The sequence below is a fragment of the Agromyces laixinhei genome (assembly GCF_006337065.1).
In the GTDB taxonomy this organism is placed as follows: Bacteria; Actinomycetota; Actinomycetes; order Actinomycetales; family Microbacteriaceae; genus Agromyces; species Agromyces laixinhei.
Window position 1 is genome coordinate 704,169 of record NZ_CP040872.1, and the last position, 16,685, is coordinate 720,853.

Genomic DNA, 16,685 nt, shown 5'->3' on the forward strand with positions numbered 1-16,685 from the left:
CATGCGACGCAAACTGACAGAGAAACTCTCCAAGCCCGGCCTGCGCCTGGGCGGCCTGCCGCTCGGCTCGAAGATCGCACTCGGCTTCCTCGTGCTGATCGCGCTGAGTGCGGTGTTCGCGCCGTGGATCGCACCGTACGACCCGCTGGCCTCCGGGCCGCCCGTGCAGCCGCCGAGCCCCGAGCACTGGTTCGGCACCGACCGTCAGGGCCGGGACATCTTCTCCCGCCTCATGTACGGCGGCCGCTACTCGCTCACGATCGGTCTCGGAGCCACGGTCGTGGCACTGCTGGCCGCTGCGGTGTTCGGCACGATCGCCGCGACGGCGCCCAAGTGGATCTCCGAGATCGTGATGCGCGTGATGGACGTCATCATGTCGTTCCCCGGCATCGCGCTCGCGGCGGTCTTCGTCACCGTGTTCGGCCAGTCGCTACCGGTGCTCGTGATGACCATCGCATTCCTCTACACACCGCAGCTGACCCGCGTCGTGCGAGCGAACGTGCTCGACCAGTACGGCGAGGACTACGTCTCCGCGGTGCGGGTCATGGGAGCCTCCACCCCCCGCATCATCACCAAGCACGTCGTGCGCAACAGCCTCGCGCCCGTGCTCGTGTTCGCCACGGTGCTCGTCGCCGACGCGATCGTGCTCGAGGCATCCCTCTCGTTCCTGCAGGCCGGCGTACCGGCGCCCGAGCCGTCGTGGGGCAACGTGATCGCCGACGGCCGCAACCTCGTGATGAGCGGCTACTGGTGGGCCACCTTCTTCCCGGGCCTCCTGATCCTCCTGACGGTGCTCAGCCTGAACATCCTCTCCGAGGGCATGACCGACGCGATGATCTCGCCTCGTGCGCGCAAGCTGACGGCCGATGCCGCCTCGACCGAGGAATCGACGCACGACCTCGAGGCCGAGCAGGCGCCCCTGCACGAAGGCGCGACGCCCGATCAGGTCGCCGCGGGCATCGACGAGCTCGAGGCCTTCGAGACGTCGATCGTCGGCAGGACCGAGCTCGCCGAGCAGCAGGCGGATGAGGACTCCGGCCTGCACGTCACGACGAAGGTCGTGCCGCTCGACGTGCGGCTCGCCCAGCTCAGGGACCGCGAGCAGGCGCGCAGCGACCGCCTCGTGTACTCGAGCGATGCGCCGCCCCTCCTCGACGTGCAGGACCTGCAGATCTCCTTCCCCCGTCACGGCGATGTCGATGTCGTCGACCACGTCAACTTCACCGTTCGCCCCGGCGAGACCATGGCGCTCGTCGGCGAGTCGGGATGCGGCAAGTCGATCACGTCGCTCGCGATCATGGGTCTGCTCGACCCCCGTGCCAACATCCGCGGCAAGATCATGTTCGACGGCAAGGACCTGCTCGCGATGTCCCCGGCGGAGCGCAACGCCCTGCGCGGCAACGACATCGCGATGATCTACCAGGATGCGCTGAGTTCGCTGAATCCCGCCATGCTCATCCGATCGCAGATGAAGCAGCTCACGGCGCGCGGGGGAACCCGCTCGGCCGAGGACCTGCTCGAACTCGTCGGCCTCGACCCGAAACGCACGCTCGCGTCGTACCCGCACGAACTCTCCGGCGGGCAGCGCCAGCGCGTGCTCATCGCCATGGCGCTCACGCGCGACCCGCGCCTCGTGATCGCCGACGAGCCGACGACGGCGCTCGACGTGACCGTGCAGGCGCAGGTGATCGAGCTGCTCAACCGGCTGCGCGACGAACTCGGCTTCGCGATGCTCTTCGTCTCGCACGACCTGGCGCTCGTCGCCGAGCTCGCACACCGCATCACCGTGATGTACGCGGGGCAGGTCGTCGAGCAGGGCACCACGGGCGAGCTGCTGACCCAGCCGGTGCACGAGTACACGCGGGGCCTGCTCGGCGCGGTGCTCTCGATCGAGTCCGGTTCGGATCGCCTCCACCAGGTGCCGGGCGTCGTCCCGTCGCCGCGGGACTTCCCGGTCGGCGACCGGTTCGCGCCGCGTTCCGCCGACCCTGCGCGCAATGCCGGAGTCATTCCGGTGCGCCGCCGCATCGAGGGCACCGACCACTATTACGCCGGGCATCCTGACGATGCTCCGGTCGAGCCGATGGGGGCAGGACGATGAACGAACCCGTCATCGAGCTGAAGGACGTGCACGTCCGATACAAGGCTCGCAATTCGACCTTCAGGAACCGCCAGTACGTCGACGCGCTCGACGGCGTCTCGCTCACCGTGCGACGCGGGCAGACCCTCGGCATCGTCGGGGAGTCCGGGTCGGGCAAGTCGACCTCGGCGAAGGTGCTCGTCGGACTCGAGAAGCCGACGTCCGGCCAGGTGAAGTTCGGCGGCGAGCCGGTGAAGTCGTTCTCCGCATCGGTGCGCCGCCGCCTCGGCCGCATCCTGTCGGTCGTCTTCCAGGATCCGGCAACCGCGCTGAACGCGAGGATGACGATCCGCGACGCCCTGCTCGACCCCTTGCAGGTGCACCGCATCGGCACCAGGGCGCAGCGCGAGGCGAAGGTGCGCGACCTGATCGGGCTGGTCGGGCTTCCGGCCTCCACCCTCGATGCGCTTCCCGGCCAGCTCTCTGGCGGTCAGCGTCAGCGCGTCGCGATCGCTCGCGCACTCGTGCTCGACCCGCAGGTGATCATCGCGGACGAGCCGACGTCGGCGCTCGACGTGTCGGTTCGGGCGCAGATCCTGAACCTCCTCACCGACCTGAAGAACGAGCTGGGTCTCGGCATGGTGTTCATCTCGCACGACATCCAGACGGTCCGCTACCTCTCCGACGAGATCGCCGTGATGAACAAGGGACGCGTGGTGGAGTTCGGCACCGCGCAACACGTCTTCGACGATCCCTCCGACGACTACACCCGCACGCTGCTCGGCGCAGCGCCGAGCCTGTTGGCACCCCGCTGAACCGGTACCGACCGACCACCGACCACGACTGAACCACGAACACGAACCATCAGGAGCTCCAACGTGACCACCACCGCCTTCCGCGGCGTCATCCCGCCCGTTCTCACCCCGCTCGACGAATCGGGCGCCTTCGATGAAGCCGCGTTCGAGCGCCTCGTCGAACGGCTCATCACCGCCGGCGTGCACGGCCTGTTCGTGCTCGGCTCCTCGGGCGAGGTCGCGTTCCTCTCCGACGACGAGCGCACTCGCGTGCTCGAGGCATCCGTTCGCATCTCGGCCGGCCGCGTGCCGGTGATCGCGGGCGTCAACGAGATGACACCCGCTCGCGTCATCGGCCAGGTGCGCCTCGCCGAAGCGGCGGGCGTCGACGCGATCGTCGCGACCGCCGTTCTACGCGCGTCCGAGCGCCGCCGAGACCGAGGCGCACTTCCGCGCCATCGCCGCCGCGACGGCCCTGCCGCTCTTCGCCTACGACGTGCCCGTGCGCGTGCACTCGAAGCTCGACCACGCGATGCTCGTGCGTCTCGGCGCAGAGGGAGTGCTCGCCGGGCGTCAAGGACTCGAGCGGCGACGACGTCGCGTTCCGCCGCCTCGTGATGGCCAACCGCGCGGCCGGCAGCCCGCTCACGCTCTTCACGGGCCACGAGGTCGTCGTCGACGGCGCGCTGCTCGCGGGCGCCGACGGCGTCGTGCCCGGCCTCGGCAATGTCGACCCGGTGCGCTACGTGCAGCTCTTCGACGCGGCGGGCGCCGCCGACTGGGCGCGCGTGCGCGAACTGCAGGACGAGGTCGCCGAGCTCTTCGAGATCGTCTTCCAGGCGAGCGGCGTGAGCGGCGAGGCGGCCGGGCTCGGCGCGTTCAAGACGGCTCTCGCCCACCTCGGCGTCATCGCCTCGAACCGGATGTCGCAGCCGGTGCCGTCGCTCGAGGGCGACACCGTGGCACGCATCACCGCGATCGTCGATCGCGCGGAACTCTCGGCCTGATGCGCGCCGCCATCGGCGTCGACCTCGGCGGCACGAAGATCGCCGCCGGGCTCGTCGGCGAGGGCGGCGTGGTGCTGGGCCGCGCCTCGGCGCCGACCCCGGCCGTTCACGGCCCGGGTGCCGTGCTCGACACGGTCGTGCGCCTCGCGAGGTCGCTCGCGGAGCGCGCAGGCCCCGAGATCGTGCTGAGCGGATGCGGTGTCGGCTCCGCCGGAGTCATCGATCGGGCGAGCGGCGCGGTCGCGTCGGCGACCGATTCGCTGCCCGGATGGACGGGCACGCCGGTGCGCGACGCGCTCGCGGCAGAACTCGGCCTTCCGGTCTCCGTCGTCAACGACGTGCACGCGCACGCCCTGGGTGAGGCGCTGCACGGCGCGGGCGCCGGTGCGCCCACCGTGCTCATGATCGCCGCCGGCACCGGTGTCGGCGGCGCGCTCGTCATCGACGGGCGGGTGCACTCGGGGCGTCGCGGCGTCTCGGGTCACTTCGGCCACGTGCCCTCGGCCGAGGCAGCCGGGAGACCGTGCACCTGCGGCCGAACCGGGCACCTCGAAGCGGTCGCCTCCGGGCCCGCGATGTGCGCCGTCTATCGCGAGTCGAGCGGCGACCCGTCGGTCACCGACGGCCGCGTGGTCGTGCAGCGCGCGGAAGCGGGCGACGTGCACGCCGAGGCATCCGTCGCCCTCGCGGGCCGTGCCCTCGGCCGCACGATCGGCGGACTCGTGAACGCCCTCGACCCCGACGTCGTGATCGTCGGGGGCGGGCTCGCGTCGGCCGGCGAAGGTTGGTGGCGAGCGCTTCGCGAAGCCGCCGACGACGAACGGATCGCGCTGCTCGCCGACACGCCGATCGTGGGCGCCGCCCTCGGTGCCGATGCCGCGATCGTGGGGGCCGCCGCCCTCATCACCACTGCAACACCCCTGGAGGAGCCAGCATGACCGACCTCGACCTCAGCACGCTTCGCGGCGGGCTCATCGTCTCGTGCCAGGCGTATCCGGGCGAACCCATGCGGCACCCCGAGACCATGGCGCAGTTCGCCGAATCGGCCGTGCGCGGCGGTGCGGTCGGCATCCGCGCGCAGGGCATCGCCGATGTGCGCCTCATCCATGAACGCGTGGCACTTCCGCAGATCGGGCTCTGGAAGGACGGCGACGGCGGGGTCTTCATCACGCCGACCTTCGAGCATGCGCTCGAGGTTGCGCGGGCCGGTGCCGAGATCGTCGCGATCGACGGCACCCGACGCGCTCGGCCCGACGGGTTGAGCCTCGCCGAGACGGTCCGGCGCCTGCACGATGAGGCCGGCGTGCTCGTCATGGCCGACGTGGGGTCGGTCGCCGACGGTCTCGCAGCGTCGGAGGCCGGCGCGGATCTGGTCGGTACCACCCTGTGCGGTTACACCGAGGAGCGGCCGAAGACCGTCGGTCCCGACCTCGAAGTGCTCGCGGAACTCGCCGCCCGGCTCGACGTGCCGGTCATCGCAGAGGGCCGGGTGCACACGCCGGCGCAGGCTTCGGCGTGCATCGACGCCGGAGCGTTCGCGGTCGTCGTCGGAACCGCGATCACGCATCCCGAGACGATCACCGGCTGGTTCGCCGCGGCCGTCGAGCGACGTTCCGAGTAAGTCGGCCGAATCTCCGTATCGAGGTCGACCGACGCGCGTACAGTGAAGGCGTGAGTTCGTCCCAGTCGCCCCGCCGTGACGCGAGGCGAAATCATGAACGGCTGCTCATCGAGGCGAAGCACCTCTTCGCCGAGCGGGGCATCGACGCGCCGCTCGACGAACTCGCGGCCCGGGCCGGTGTCGGAGCGGGCACCGTCTACCGTCACTTCCCGAACCGCGACGCCCTCGTGCGAGAGCTCTACGATGACGCGGTCGCAGATCTGGCGGAGTTCGCTCCGCAGTTCCTGAACGCCGAGACCGGGTGGCGGGCGATCGAGCTCTGGCTCGAGCGGGTGAGCGGGTGGTTGGCCGCTTCGCCGCACCTGCAGGCGGTGATGGCCCGCGTCGCCGAGCTCGATCCCGACCACCGGCCGGCCGCCGAGTTCGCCCCGATGATGGACGCGGTGGTCGCCCGCGCACAGGCCGAAGGGTTGCTGCGCGACGACGTCACCGCCGTCGATCTCAGCGTGATGGTCGACATGCTCGGCTCGCTCGGGCAGTACGGCGATGCATACCTGCCATTCCGCCGCCGCCAGCTGGGCATCGTGCTCGACGGGCTGCGCGCCCGGCCCGACCTCACGCCGCTGCCCGGCGACGGGCAGGCGTTCGACGAGTTCCACGACATGTCGCACGCCAGGGCGCCGAAACGCACGCCTCGCTGACGTCAGCCGGCCGCGCGCACCTCGACGAGGTTCGCCCATGGGTCGTCGAACGAGAGGACGCGACCGTCGTCGCGGGTCGCGACGCGATGATGCGACATCCGTTCGCCGAGTGCGCCGAGGTCGTCGGCGCTGGGCACGACGATCTCGACCTTGCCGAGACCCAGCGCGAGGCCGCGGCGCCCGGCACCGCGGCTGTTCCACGTGTTCATCGCCATGTGGTGGTGGTAGCCGCCCGCGGAGACGAACAGCGCCTGGTCGCCCATCTCCGCCGTGGTCTCGAAGCCGAGCCGATCGACGTAGAACTCACGCGCGCTCGCGACGTCGCCCACCGAGAGGTGCACGTGACCGACGACGGCGTCGCCGAGCCCGGTGCCGGATGCCGCGGCAACCGCCCCGCCCTCGGTGAGGTGTTCACGCAGGTATGCGTTCGGGTCGAGGTACATGGTGGCCATCTCGACGGTGCCGTGCACCCAGCTCCACTTCGAGCGATCGCGGTCGAAGTAGAGTTCGACGCCGTTGCCCTCCGGGTCGGTGAAGTAGAAGGCCTCGCTCACGAGATGGTCGGCGCTGCCCGTGAACGTGCCCGGATGCTTCGAGGCGACCGAGTAGATCGCGGTCGACAGCGCCTCTCGGGTGTCGAAGAGGATCGCGGTGTGGAAGAGTCCGGCGTCGCGCGGGCTCGCGCGCTTCAGCTCGGGCGCGTGCTGGAGCACGACGACCGGCGTGGTGCCGCGGCCGAGCACGGCGACGGGGCCGTCGTGGCTCAACAGCTCGAGGGTGACGGCGTCGCGGTAGTAGCGGATCATGGCGTCGAGGTCGCCGACGCGCAGCGTCACCGCGCCCATGCCGGTGTCTGCCGCGAGCAGGCCGGAACCGGTCGGCGCTCCATTGGTTGTAATCACAACTAACGCAACCCGGGCGGCCCGGCGGCTATTCCCTCACGCCGGCGGTCAGCCGGTCGAGCAACTCGCGGTAGCGGGCAGCGGTCTGCGCGACGATCTCGTGGGGGAGGGTCGGCGGCTCCTCCGAGACCTCCTGGTCCCAGTTCGCCGAGAGCCAGTCGCGCACGATCTGCTTGTCGAAGCTCGCCATGCGCAGCTCGGGCGTTGCAGCGGTCGCGTACGCCTCGGCATCCCAGTAGCGGCTCGAATCACTCGTCAGCACCTCGTCGGCGAGCGTCACGATGCCGGTCGCACGGTCGGCACCGAACTCGAACTTCGTGTCGGCGAGGATGACGCCGCGCGCCTCGGCGATCTGGGATGCGCGCGCGAAGATCTCGAGCGAGAGCTCGCGCAACTGGGCGGCGACGACCTCGCCGACGAGTTCGACCGTGCGCTCGTACGAGACGTTGACGTCGTGTTCGCCGAGTGGGGCCTTCCACGCGGGCGTGTAGATCGGCTCGGGCAGGCGGTCGCCGTTCTGAAGCCCTTCGGGCAGGGCGTGGCCACCGATGGCACCGGTCTCCTGGTATTCCTTCCACCCGCCTCCCGTGATGTAGCCGCGCACGACGCACTCGACGGGGAACATGTCGAGCGTGCGGCAGAGCGTGCCGCGCTCGGCGAGCTCGGCCGGCACCTCGGGCAGGTCGAGCGCCTCGAGGCGATCGTCGAGCGGGTGCGCCAGATGGTTCGGCACCTCGGGCAGCTGGTCGAACCACCAGCGGGTGAGGCTCGTGAGCATCGCGCCCTTGCCGGGGATCGCGGGCGAGAGCACCCGGTCGTAGGCGCTCACCCGGTCGGTCGCGACCACGAGCAGGATCGGCGAGAGGCGGAGCGGGTCGCCGGTCCAGGAGTCGTCGTCGACGAGCAGCCCGGTGGGCACGAAGAGATCGCGCACCTTGCCCGAGTAGACGTGGGTCCAGCCGGGGTGCTCCTGCGATTCGTTCACGCCATCAGTCTACGAGAGGCGTGCCCCCACTATTCGGTGACGCGGGCCGCGATGTCGGTGCGATATTGCCCGCCGTCGAGTCGCAGGTGCGCGAGCGATTCGTAGGCGCGGCGGCGCGCTTCGGCGAACCCGTCGCCGACCGCGACGACGCTCAGCACACGGCCGCCGGTCGCGACGAGCGGCACGCCGCCCTCACCGGTCGCCGCACCGATCGCGGTCGCGGCATGGGCGAGGTGCACGCCGGGCACGGATGCTGCGGCCTCGATGCCCTCGATCGGCCGCCCGGTCTGCGGCGCCTCGGGGTAGCCCTCGCTCGCGAGCACGACCGTGACCGCGGCATCCGTTCGGAATGCCGGACGCGGGAGCGCGCCGAGCCCGCCCGTCGCGGCCGCGTGCAGCAGACCCGAGAGCGGGGTTGCGAGGCGGGGGAGCACGACCTGCGTCTCGGGGTCGCCGAAGCGCGCGTTGAACTCGATCACCCGGATGCCGCGCGAGGTGAGGATGAGCCCGGCGTAGAGCAGCCCGATGAACGGGGTCTGCTCTTCGGCGAGCTTGCGAACGGTGGGCAGGGCGATCGTCTCGATGACCTCGTCGACGAAGGCCGCCTCGCTGCCGAAGCGGCCGCCGCGACCGTCGGAGGCGTCGGCGAGCCACGGCAGCGGCGAGTACGCGCCCATGCCGCCCGTGTTGGGGCCGGCGTCGCCGTCGTGCAGGCGCTTGAAGTCCTGCGCGGGAGAGAGGGGCAGCACGTTGGTGCCGTCGGAGAGGAGGAAGAGCGAGACCTCCTGGCCGTCGAGGAACTCCTCGATGAGCACAGGCCCCTGCTGCAGGTAGTGGGCGGCGTGCACGAGCGCGGCAGCGCGGTCTTCGGTGACGAGCACGCCCTTGCCCGCAGCGAGACCGTCGGCCTTCACGACATAGGGAGCGCCGAATTCGTCGAGCGTCGTCTCGACGTCGGCGAGGGTGTCGGCGAGGTTCGCCCGCCCGGTCGGCACCCCTGCCTCTTGCATGATGCGCTTGGCGAAGGTCTTCGAACCCTCGAGCGCCGCAGCGGCCTTGCCCGGCCCGAACACGGCGATGCCGCGTGTGCGCAGGGCGTCGGCGACGCCGGCGACGAGCGGGGCCTCCGGCCCGATGACGACGAACTCGACGTCGTTGTCGAGCGCGTATTCGGCGACGAGGCTCGGGCTCGTCGGGTCGAGAGCGATGGTCGTGACGCTGCCGCGAGCCGAAGAGGTGGGGGATGCCGCGATGCCCGCGTTGCCCGGTGCCGCGATGATCTCGTGGCCGGCCTCCTCATCGAGGAGCGCGAGGATGATGGCGTGCTCGCGCGCGCCCGAGCCGAGGACGAGGATTCTCACCGGTTCAGGCTACCCCAGCGCGGTACTGCGAGAATGGTGCGCGTGACCAGAGACTCGACCGGCGCGGGCGCCGCGCACGACCCGACGGCCATCGACGACGACCCGGCGCCCGACGCGACGGGCCGCCGCCTGTTCTGGTGGGTGCTCGGCATCGCCGCGTTCATCGTGTTCGTCGACCAGGCCGGCAAGTGGTGGGCTGAGGCCGAACTCGGCGACGGCAGCACGATTCCGGTGATCGGCGACGTCATCCGCTTCGTGCTCGTGTACAACCCCGGCGCCGCCTTCTCGATCGGCACCGAGTACACGTGGATCTTCGCGATCCTCGCCGGACTCGGCGCGATCGCGCTCGTGTGGTTCGCCTGGCGCGTCGGCTCGGTCGGCTGGACGATCGCGCTGGGTCTCCTCCTCGGCGGCGCGGTCACCCATCTCGGCGATCGCCTGTTCCGTGAGCCGGGCTTCGGACGCGGGCACGTCGTCGACTTCATCGGCTACGGCAACTGGTTCGTCGGCAACATCGCCGACATCGCGATCTTCGCCGGCGCCGTCATGATCCTCGTGCTGACGTTCATGGGCATCGCGGTCAGGGGCGGGCGTACGCACGAAGCCTGACCGATCGGGTGCACCGGTGGCAGAATGGTCGGCATGGCACGCGCGAGAATCGGCGACGACATCGGACGCGCGGCGGTGGCCGTCGTGCAGACGGTGACGGCCGAGGGTGCGGATGCCGCGACATCCGTCGACCGCTCGACGCTCGCGCTCGCGGTGCGCTACTCGCTGCAGGTGCTCGCCGAGCAGTCGCCCGGCGGCACCGTCGAGGTGCGGGTGCCGCCCTTCGGCGCGGTGCAGTGCATCGAGGGCCCGAAGCACACGCGGGGCACTCCGCCGAACGTCGTCGAGACGGATGTCTCGACGTGGCTCGATCTCGCCACGGGAACGCTCTCGTGGGCCGACGCGCGAGCGGCCGGGCGCGTGCACGCCTCCGGGCAGCGGGCAGACCTCAGCGACGTGCTACCGGTGATCCGCTGACGAATGCCCGACGGGCCGGCGCTGCGGCTCAGCGCGACGGCAGCACGAGCGGGGCGCCCGTGCGCGGGTGCGGCACGACGTCGACCGGCTGGCCGTAGACCGCCTCGATGCGTTCAGCCGTCAGCACCTCGGCCGGCGTGCCCGTCGCGACGACCCGGCCCAGTCGCAGCAGGGTGATGTCGTCGGCGTAGGCGGCGGCGAGGTTCAGGTCGTGCAGCACCACGATGACCGTGGCGCCGGCCGCGGCGTGCCCGCGGGCGAGTCGCAGCACGTCCTCCTGGTGCTTCAGGTCGAGGGCGGCCGTCGGCTCGTCGAGGAGCAGCACGGGCGTGCACTGCGCGAGGATGCGGGCGAGCGCGACGCGGGCCCGCTCGCCGCCCGAGAGCGACGGCACGGTGCGCGCGGCGAGGTGGCCGACCTCCGTCGCCGCCATCGCCGCGTCGATCTCGCGATCGTCGTCGTCGGCCGCTGCGCTGCCCGCCCACGGGTGCCGGCCCATCGCCACGATCTCGCGCACCGGGAACGGGAACGAGACGGTGTGCTCCTGCGTCAGCACGGCGCGAAGGCGGGCGAGTGCCTTCGGCGACCGGTGGGCGACCGGGGTGTCGCCGAGGTGCACGCTGCCTGCCGCCGCAGCCCGGTCGCCCGCGAGCGCTGCGAGCAGCGTCGACTTGCCGGCGCCGTTCGGCCCGATGAGTGCGTGCACCCGGCCCGCCGCCGCCGAGAAGTCGACGTCGTGAAGCAGGGTCACGCCGTCGATCTCGACGGCGAGACCCGCGGCGGCGAGCGACAGGGCCGTGCGTGCGCGGCTCATCCCCAGCCTCCGGATCGCCGCCGGGTGCGACGCAGCAGCCAGAAGAAGAACGGACCGCCGATGATCGAGGTCAGCATGCCGATCGGCAGGTCGGCCATCGGCACCATCGTGCGGGCCGCGAGGTCGGCCGCGATCAGGAGCAGCGCGCCGCCGAGCGCGCTCGCGACGAGCAGCGGACGGTGGGCGGGCCCGATCACCATGCGCATGAGGTGCGGCACGATGAGCCCGACGAAGGCGATGATGCCCGCGAACGCCACGGCAGAGCAGACGAGCACGGCGACGACGACGATCGAGACGATGCGCACGGTTTCGACGCGCACACCGAGGTGGCGTGCCCCGCGCTCGCCGAGGGAGAAGAGGTCGAGTGTGCGGCCGAGCAACAGGGCGGCGATGCCCGCCGCGATGACGAGCGGCAGCATGACGGCGACCTCGGGCCAGCGGGCGCCGTTCAGCGAGCCGAGCTGCCAGAACACGATCTCCTCGCGGGAGCCGGTGTCGCCGATGAACGTGAGGAACGCGAGCGCACCGCCGGCGAACGCGTTGATCGCGATGCCGGTCAAGACGAGCGTGACGACCTCGGTGCGGCCCCCTGCGCGACTCGCGAGGTAGACCACGAGCGTCGCACCGAGACCCGCGAGGAACGCGGCGATGGCCGTCACCCAGTCGCCGAACGCCGTCCAGCCGAGCACGATGGCGGCGGCGGCGCCGAGTGCGGCGCCCGAGGAGACGCCCACCACGCCGGGCTCGGCGAGCGGGTTCGCGAAGATCGCCTGCATGACCGTGCCGGCCATCGCGAGCGCGGCGCCGATGAGCAGCGCCATCGCGATGCGCGGGAAGCGGATGTTCCAGAGCGCCGAATCCGTGTTCGGCAGCGCCTCGGGAGCGTCGCTCAGACCGAGGCCGCGCAGCAGCGAGTTCCACACCTCGTGCGGTGGCACCGGCAGCTGGCCAGCGCCCGCCGACACGACGACGCCGGCGACGAGCGCGACGGCGAGGCCGCCGAAGAGCAGGGTGCTCCTCGTGCGGGGACGGAGGCCGCGCATGGGCCGGTCTGCGAGGCTCGGGCGGACGGCATCGGGCGCGGATTCGCGAGTATCAGTCATCGAGGTAGCCCGACTGCCCGGGCGCCCACACCGCCCGGGCGAGTGCCTCGACGACCTGCGGGGCTCGCGGGCCGAAGCTCAGGATCTCGCTGTCGGCCATGTCGACGAACCTGCGGTGCACGCCCGCAGGCGTCGAGGCGAGCGCCGGCACGCGCTCGAGCAGCCCGTCGACCCCGCCGGCCGACTCGAGGCCGCCGCTCATCAGGAGCACCAGATCGGGCTGCGCCGCCACGAGTGCCTCGGCGGTGACGGGGCGCATGCCCTCCCAGCCGATCTCGCTCGCGATGTCGATGCCGCCGATCGATTCGATGAGCGAATCAGCTCCCGACTCGGCGCCGAAGAGGTAGTAGACGTTCGCCGAGCCGCGCACGTAGAGGAACGCGATGCGCGGCCGAACGGCGGGGTCTGCGGGGATGGCCGCCTCGATGTCTGCGACGACGCGGGCGAGGTCGGCATCGACCTGCGCTGACAGCAGCTCGCCACGTGCAGGCACCCCGAGCGCCGCCGCGACCTGGTCGATGAGGTCGTCGATCGTGTCGAGGCTGCGCTCGGAGGTCGTGATCACGACGGGGATGCCGCTGTCGCGGAGCTGGTCGAGCACGTCGAGGGGCCCGAGCGTGGTGTCGGTGATCACGACGGTCGGGTCGAGGGCGAGGATCGCCTCTGCGGTCAGGTTGTGACCGCCCTGCGTCACGACGGGCAGAGCGGAGGCCTCGGCGAAGCCGGTCGAGCTGTCGCGCCCGACGACGCGGTCGCCGAGGCCGAGTCCGAAGACGGTGGCGGCGAGCGAGCCCGAGACGTCGATGGGCAGGATCCGCGAGGCATCCGTCACGGTGACCTTCGTGCCCTCGTCGTCGGTGATCGTCGCCGGAAGCCGGGGTTGCTCGTCGGAGGAGATCACCGGCAGCGCGGCATCGGCGAGGCACGCCGTCGACGGGCCCTCGATCGCGCGGGGCGACTCGTCGATCTCGAGCTCGGCGAACGGGGTCGCGCTGGCCAGGCATTGCGGCTCGGCGGTCGTGCCGGTCGCGGTGGCGACGCAGCCCGTGGTGAGCAGCGCCGTCGCGGTGAGCACGGCGATGAGTGCGGAGCGGCGTGCGCGGGCCGAGATCGGGCGCAGCGTGACACGAGAAGTCATGAAGTGAGGTAAGCCTTACCTTAGAGTTGACAGGGCGGCAGGCTTCACTCTAGCGTCATCTTTTAGCTGAGGCTTACCTAACTCGGCCGATCCCCATCTCACCCTCGCGACGCGCTCGGTGCACTGTGTGCACCGTGGCTTCGCCATGCCTGGAGGACTGCGTCGTGAAGACACCGTCACCGATTCCCACTCGCTCGGGAAGGCGCTGGCTCGCCGGCGCACTCGCGGCGCTGCTCGCCCTCGGCGGCTCGATCATCACGGTGGCGCCCGCGCTCGCCGACGAGGTCGCGCCGGCCGCGGTGGCGGCGCCGGTGCTCAGCGTCACACCCGCTGAGGATCTCGATCCGGCGCTCGCGCACACGTTCACCGTGTCGGGCACCGGCTACGTGGGCCCGGGTGCGGCGAACGGTGCGTACGTGCTGCTCGGTGATGCGTCGATCTGGAGCGGCGGGGGCCCGCTGGTCGCCGAGGGCTGGCTCTCGCTCGGCTGGGTGCCGGCCGGGTCGATCGTCGACGGGGCGTTCACGACGACGCTCGAGGTGCCGGCGGGTTCGTTCGATCCGGCGACGTCGTACGTCGTGGCGACGTCGGCGGCGCACGGTCTGTCGGTCACCGATCGAACGCTCGATGCGTTCGCGTCGATCACGATCGCCCAGCCGGCACCGCCGGAGCCCGTCGCCGATCCGGTGCTGGCCGTCTCTCCCTCGGCAGATCTCGATCCGGCGCTCGCGCACACGTTCACCGTGTCGGGCACCGGCTACGTGGGCCCGGGTGCGGCGAACGGTGCGTACGTGCTGCTCGGTGATGCGTCGATCTGGAGCGGCGGGGGCCCGCTGGTCGCCGAGGGCTGGCTCTCGCTCGGCTGGGTGCCGGCCGGGTCGATCGTCGACGGGGCGTTCACGACGACGCTCGAGGTGCCGGCGGGTTCGTTCGATCCGGCGACGTCGTACGTCGTGGCGACGTCGGCGGCGCACGGTCTGTCGGTCACCGATCGAACGCTCGATGCGTTCGCGTCGATCACGATCGCCCAGCCGGCACCGCCGGAGCCGACGACGCCGTCGGTGACCGTGTCGAAGACGAGCGGGCTGGATGCCGCGGGCGAGACGATCACCGTGCGGGGCAGCGGCTTCATTCCGAACGCACCGGCGACGAACGGTGTGCGCCCGCCGCTGATGGGCAAGTTCGCGGGTGCCTACGTGGTGTTCGGTTCGTTCGCCGCAGACTGGAAGCCGAGCGCGGGTGCGGCGTCGTCGACGCGGGTCGTCGATTCGCAGAAGTGGGTCGTCGATGCAGCGGATGTCGCGGCGATCGGCGGGGCCGCCGCGGGTGCGGTCGCGGTCGGTGCCGATGGCTCGTTCGAGGTCGAGTTGACCGCGCGCGAGTTCGAGAAGGCGCTGGCCGACGGCAATTACGGTGTGTACACCTTCGCCGGCAGCGGTGCCAAGATCGCTTCCTTCGAGACATACACCCCGGTCAGCTTCGCAACGACGCCCGAGCCACCCACGCCTCCCACGCTGCCGACACCGCCGGCGCCCGGCCAGCCCGGCACCATCGCGAGCGGTTCGCTCTCGTGGGGCGTGGCCAGTGAGTTCCGCTCGTACGTCGTCGGCAACATCGCGAAGGGCTCGATCTCAGTCGGCTCGGGCGCGACGCAGGGCGGCGGCCTCTTCCAGTTCGGCCAGACCGGCGGCAGCTACAGCCAGGTGACCGGAACCGGCACCGCCGACTACGCGGGCTCGGTGCGGTTCACCGGTCACGGCGGCGTGCTCGACCTCACGTTCGCCAGCCCGACCCTGCGCGCCACCACCACGACGAGCGGCGTGCTCGAGGTCTCGGTCAACGGTTCGCGCGTCGACCTCGCGACCGTCGATCTCTCGCGCGGCTCGAAGTCGCTCGTGAACGGTGCGACCCGCATCGCGAATATCCCGGTCACGCTGACCGCTGCGGGCGCGGCCGCGTTCCAGGGCTACTACTCCATGGGGCGGGCGCTCGACCCGCTCACGGTCGTCATCGGCTCGCCGGGGGCGGCGCCCGCGGGCAGCTCCGGCACGGTCGCCACCGCTTCGGCCGCCACGACCGCGCCGAAGGCCGTGCCGGCGACCCCGCCGGCCACGACCGGCATCGTGCTCGACGCCGCCACCCTCGCCGCGCTCGTCGAGGGCAAGGAGGTCACGGTCACCGTCGACGGGTTCGAGCCGAACGAGACCGGCATCATGGTCGTCGTCTACTCGACGCCGATCGTGCTGGCGCGTGACCTCGTCGCCGATGCGAACGGCGTGGTCACGTGGACGGGCAGCCTGCCGGCCGGTCTCGGGGCCGGCGAACACACGCTGACCTTCCAGGGATCGACGGCGAAGGGCATCCGCTTCACCGTCACCGCCCCCGCCGGCATGTGCACCGTGACCGACGCCACGCTCGACTGGGGCTTCAAGGGCTCCTTCCTGCAGTACCTCGAGGGCGGCATCGCGAACGGCGAATGGATCGTGACCGGTGCCGGTGAGACCGACGGCGTGTTCGAGTTCGCCGGCGGCACGGGTTCGATCGAGGCCGAGACGGTGCGCGGGCTCGTCTCCTTCCCCGGCTCGATCGAGTTCACCGGCCACGACGGTGCGCTCGACACGACGATCTCGAATCCGTCGATCGAGCTCGTCGGCAGCGACGAGGCGTACCTCCGGCTCGACGTGACGGGCACCACGCAGCATGGCGAGGCGGTCACCGCCACGGCAGTGCGCTTCGCCTCGCTCGACCTCGACGGCGCGCTCGTTCGCGACGGCGACTCGCTCGTCGGCACGGCGGTTCCGGCCGAGTTCACGGCAGAGGGTGCTGCTGCGTTCGGCACCTACTCCGCCGGGGAAGAGCTCGATCCGGTCTCGTTCGCGGTCGCATTGCCCGCCGACTGCGGCATCGAGGCGGGTGCCGCGAAGCCCGAGGTGCAGGCGGTCGTCGACGACGACCTCGAGGTGCAGGCGACCTCAGCCGACGGCCCGGCGGCATGGCTCATCTGGCTGATCGTCGCGATCGTCGTGCTCGTGCTGGCCGGGATCGGCGCGTTCCTGATCATCCGGAACCGACGCGCGGCGCGCTGACCCTGCGCGCATCCGGGAGGCCGGCCCCGTCGGGGCCGGCCTCCCAACGTCGTCGCAGCGAAATGCG

Annotated in this window: 15 protein-coding genes and 1 pseudogene; 10 read left to right on the forward strand and 6 right to left on the reverse strand. The window is 71.3% G+C overall.

Annotation, left to right across the window (positions count from 1 at the left end; translation table 11 throughout):
• Position 1 precedes the first annotated feature (1 nt).
• The 7 genes and pseudogenes from FHG54_RS03360 to FHG54_RS03385 all read left to right on the forward strand — a co-directional run bounded on the left by FHG54_RS03360 (position 2) and on the right by FHG54_RS03385 (position 6,203).
• Positions 2-2,101, forward strand: coding sequence for a dipeptide/oligopeptide/nickel ABC transporter permease/ATP-binding protein (locus tag FHG54_RS03360; protein WP_139416011.1), 2,100 nt, complete (start codon positions 2-4; stop codon positions 2,099-2,101).
• Complete coding sequence (locus tag FHG54_RS03365) at positions 2,098-2,895, forward strand: ABC transporter ATP-binding protein (RefSeq protein WP_139416012.1); 798 nt, start codon at positions 2,098-2,100, stop codon at positions 2,893-2,895. Before FHG54_RS03360 ends, FHG54_RS03365 begins: the two co-directional genes overlap by 4 nt.
• Before the next feature lie 63 nt (positions 2,896-2,958).
• Positions 2,959-3,216, forward strand: a pseudogene (locus FHG54_RS17035) (dihydrodipicolinate synthase family protein); the annotation flags it as partial.
• Between the two features lie 275 nt (positions 3,217-3,491).
• Positions 3,492-3,881 carry a dihydrodipicolinate synthase family protein gene (locus FHG54_RS17040; RefSeq protein ID WP_338025690.1) on the forward strand — a complete coding sequence of 130 codons (390 nt, stop codon included), beginning with the start codon at positions 3,492-3,494 and terminating at the stop codon, positions 3,879-3,881.
• Positions 3,881-4,819 (forward strand): ROK family protein, encoded by a 939-nt coding sequence (locus FHG54_RS03375; protein WP_139416013.1) that lies wholly within the window; start codon positions 3,881-3,883, stop codon positions 4,817-4,819. Before FHG54_RS17040 ends, FHG54_RS03375 begins: the two co-directional genes overlap by 1 nt.
• Positions 4,816-5,502, forward strand: coding sequence for an N-acetylmannosamine-6-phosphate 2-epimerase (locus FHG54_RS03380; protein WP_139416014.1), 687 nt, complete (start codon positions 4,816-4,818; stop codon positions 5,500-5,502). The genes FHG54_RS03375 and FHG54_RS03380 overlap by 4 nt, the downstream gene beginning before the upstream one ends.
• Before the next feature lie 50 nt (positions 5,503-5,552).
• Positions 5,553-6,203: a TetR/AcrR family transcriptional regulator gene (locus tag FHG54_RS03385; protein WP_168197084.1), complete on the forward strand. Its 651-nt coding sequence runs from the start codon at positions 5,553-5,555 to the stop codon at positions 6,201-6,203.
• A gap of 2 nt (positions 6,204-6,205) precedes the next feature.
• Here FHG54_RS03385 and FHG54_RS03390 read toward each other — a convergent pair whose 3' ends face one another.
• From FHG54_RS03390 to purD, 3 genes are all read right to left on the reverse strand, one after another.
• Complete coding sequence (locus FHG54_RS03390; protein ID WP_139418283.1) at positions 6,206-7,048, reverse strand: VOC family protein; 843 nt, start codon at positions 7,046-7,048, stop codon at positions 6,206-6,208.
• An 85-nt stretch (positions 7,049-7,133) separates the two neighbouring features.
• On the reverse strand, positions 7,134-8,090 hold the full coding sequence (locus FHG54_RS03395) for a phosphoribosylaminoimidazolesuccinocarboxamide synthase (RefSeq protein WP_139416016.1): 957 nt from the start codon (positions 8,088-8,090) through the stop codon (positions 7,134-7,136).
• Positions 8,091-8,119: 29 nt separating this feature from the next.
• Positions 8,120-9,451, reverse strand: a complete 1,332-nt coding sequence (gene purD, locus FHG54_RS03400; RefSeq protein WP_139416017.1) for a phosphoribosylamine--glycine ligase — start codon at positions 9,449-9,451, stop codon at positions 8,120-8,122.
• Positions 9,452-9,493: 42 nt separating this feature from the next.
• Here purD and FHG54_RS03405 point away from each other — a divergent pair, with 42 nt between their 5' ends.
• Positions 9,494-10,060: a signal peptidase II gene (locus tag FHG54_RS03405; protein ID WP_233437858.1), complete on the forward strand. Its 567-nt coding sequence runs from the start codon at positions 9,494-9,496 to the stop codon at positions 10,058-10,060.
• Positions 10,061-10,093: 33 nt separating this feature from the next.
• Positions 10,094-10,477, forward strand: coding sequence for a sterol carrier family protein (locus tag FHG54_RS03410; RefSeq protein WP_139416019.1), 384 nt, complete (start codon positions 10,094-10,096; stop codon positions 10,475-10,477).
• Positions 10,478-10,505: 28 nt separating this feature from the next.
• Here the strand turns inward: FHG54_RS03410 and FHG54_RS03415 are convergent, their stop codons facing one another.
• From FHG54_RS03415 to FHG54_RS03425, 3 genes are read right to left on the reverse strand one after another with little or no spacing between them, the layout of a single operon-like run.
• Positions 10,506-11,291: a heme ABC transporter ATP-binding protein gene (locus FHG54_RS03415; RefSeq protein ID WP_139416020.1), complete on the reverse strand. Its 786-nt coding sequence runs from the start codon at positions 11,289-11,291 to the stop codon at positions 10,506-10,508.
• A complete protein-coding gene (locus FHG54_RS03420; protein WP_210415493.1) occupies positions 11,288-12,334 on the reverse strand; it encodes a FecCD family ABC transporter permease in 1,047 nt (348 codons plus the stop codon). Before FHG54_RS03420 ends, FHG54_RS03415 begins: the two co-directional genes overlap by 4 nt.
• Before the next feature lie 52 nt (positions 12,335-12,386).
• Positions 12,387-13,532, reverse strand: a complete 1,146-nt coding sequence (locus FHG54_RS03425; protein WP_139416022.1) for a heme/hemin ABC transporter substrate-binding protein — start codon at positions 13,530-13,532, stop codon at positions 12,387-12,389.
• 164 nt (positions 13,533-13,696) lie between these two features.
• On the opposite strand from FHG54_RS03425, the gene FHG54_RS03430 reads away from it, so the two are divergent.
• The gene (locus FHG54_RS03430) at positions 13,697-16,618 is read left to right on the forward strand and encodes an HtaA domain-containing protein (protein ID WP_139416023.1); all 2,922 of its coding nucleotides are present in this window, start codon (positions 13,697-13,699) and stop codon (positions 16,616-16,618) included.
• The last annotated feature ends 67 nt before the right edge of the window (positions 16,619-16,685 follow it).

Excerpts from the sequence above, each read along its gene's own strand:
- FHG54_RS03360 (WP_139416011.1), top strand. The coding sequence starts at position 2 with ATGCGACGCAAACTGACAGAGAAACTCTCCAAGCCCGGCCTGCGCCTG.
- FHG54_RS03365 (WP_139416012.1), top strand. The coding sequence starts at position 2,098 with ATGAACGAACCCGTCATCGAGCTGAAGGACGTGCACGTCCGATACAAG.
- FHG54_RS17040 (WP_338025690.1), top strand. The coding sequence starts at position 3,492 with ATGGCCAACCGCGCGGCCGGCAGCCCGCTCACGCTCTTCACGGGCCAC.
- FHG54_RS03375 (WP_139416013.1), top strand. The coding sequence starts at position 3,881 with ATGCGCGCCGCCATCGGCGTCGACCTCGGCGGCACGAAGATCGCCGCC.
- FHG54_RS03380 (WP_139416014.1), top strand. The coding sequence starts at position 4,816 with ATGACCGACCTCGACCTCAGCACGCTTCGCGGCGGGCTCATCGTCTCG.
- FHG54_RS03390 (WP_139418283.1), bottom strand. The coding sequence starts at position 7,048 with ATGGGCGCGGTGACGCTGCGCGTCGGCGACCTCGACGCCATGATCCGC.
- FHG54_RS03410 (WP_139416019.1), top strand. The coding sequence starts at position 10,094 with ATGGCACGCGCGAGAATCGGCGACGACATCGGACGCGCGGCGGTGGCC.
- FHG54_RS03415 (WP_139416020.1), bottom strand. The coding sequence starts at position 11,291 with ATGAGCCGCGCACGCACGGCCCTGTCGCTCGCCGCCGCGGGTCTCGCC.
- FHG54_RS03420 (WP_210415493.1), bottom strand. The coding sequence starts at position 12,334 with ATGCGCGGCCTCCGTCCCCGCACGAGGAGCACCCTGCTCTTCGGCGGC.
- FHG54_RS03425 (WP_139416022.1), bottom strand. The coding sequence starts at position 13,532 with ATGACTTCTCGTGTCACGCTGCGCCCGATCTCGGCCCGCGCACGCCGC.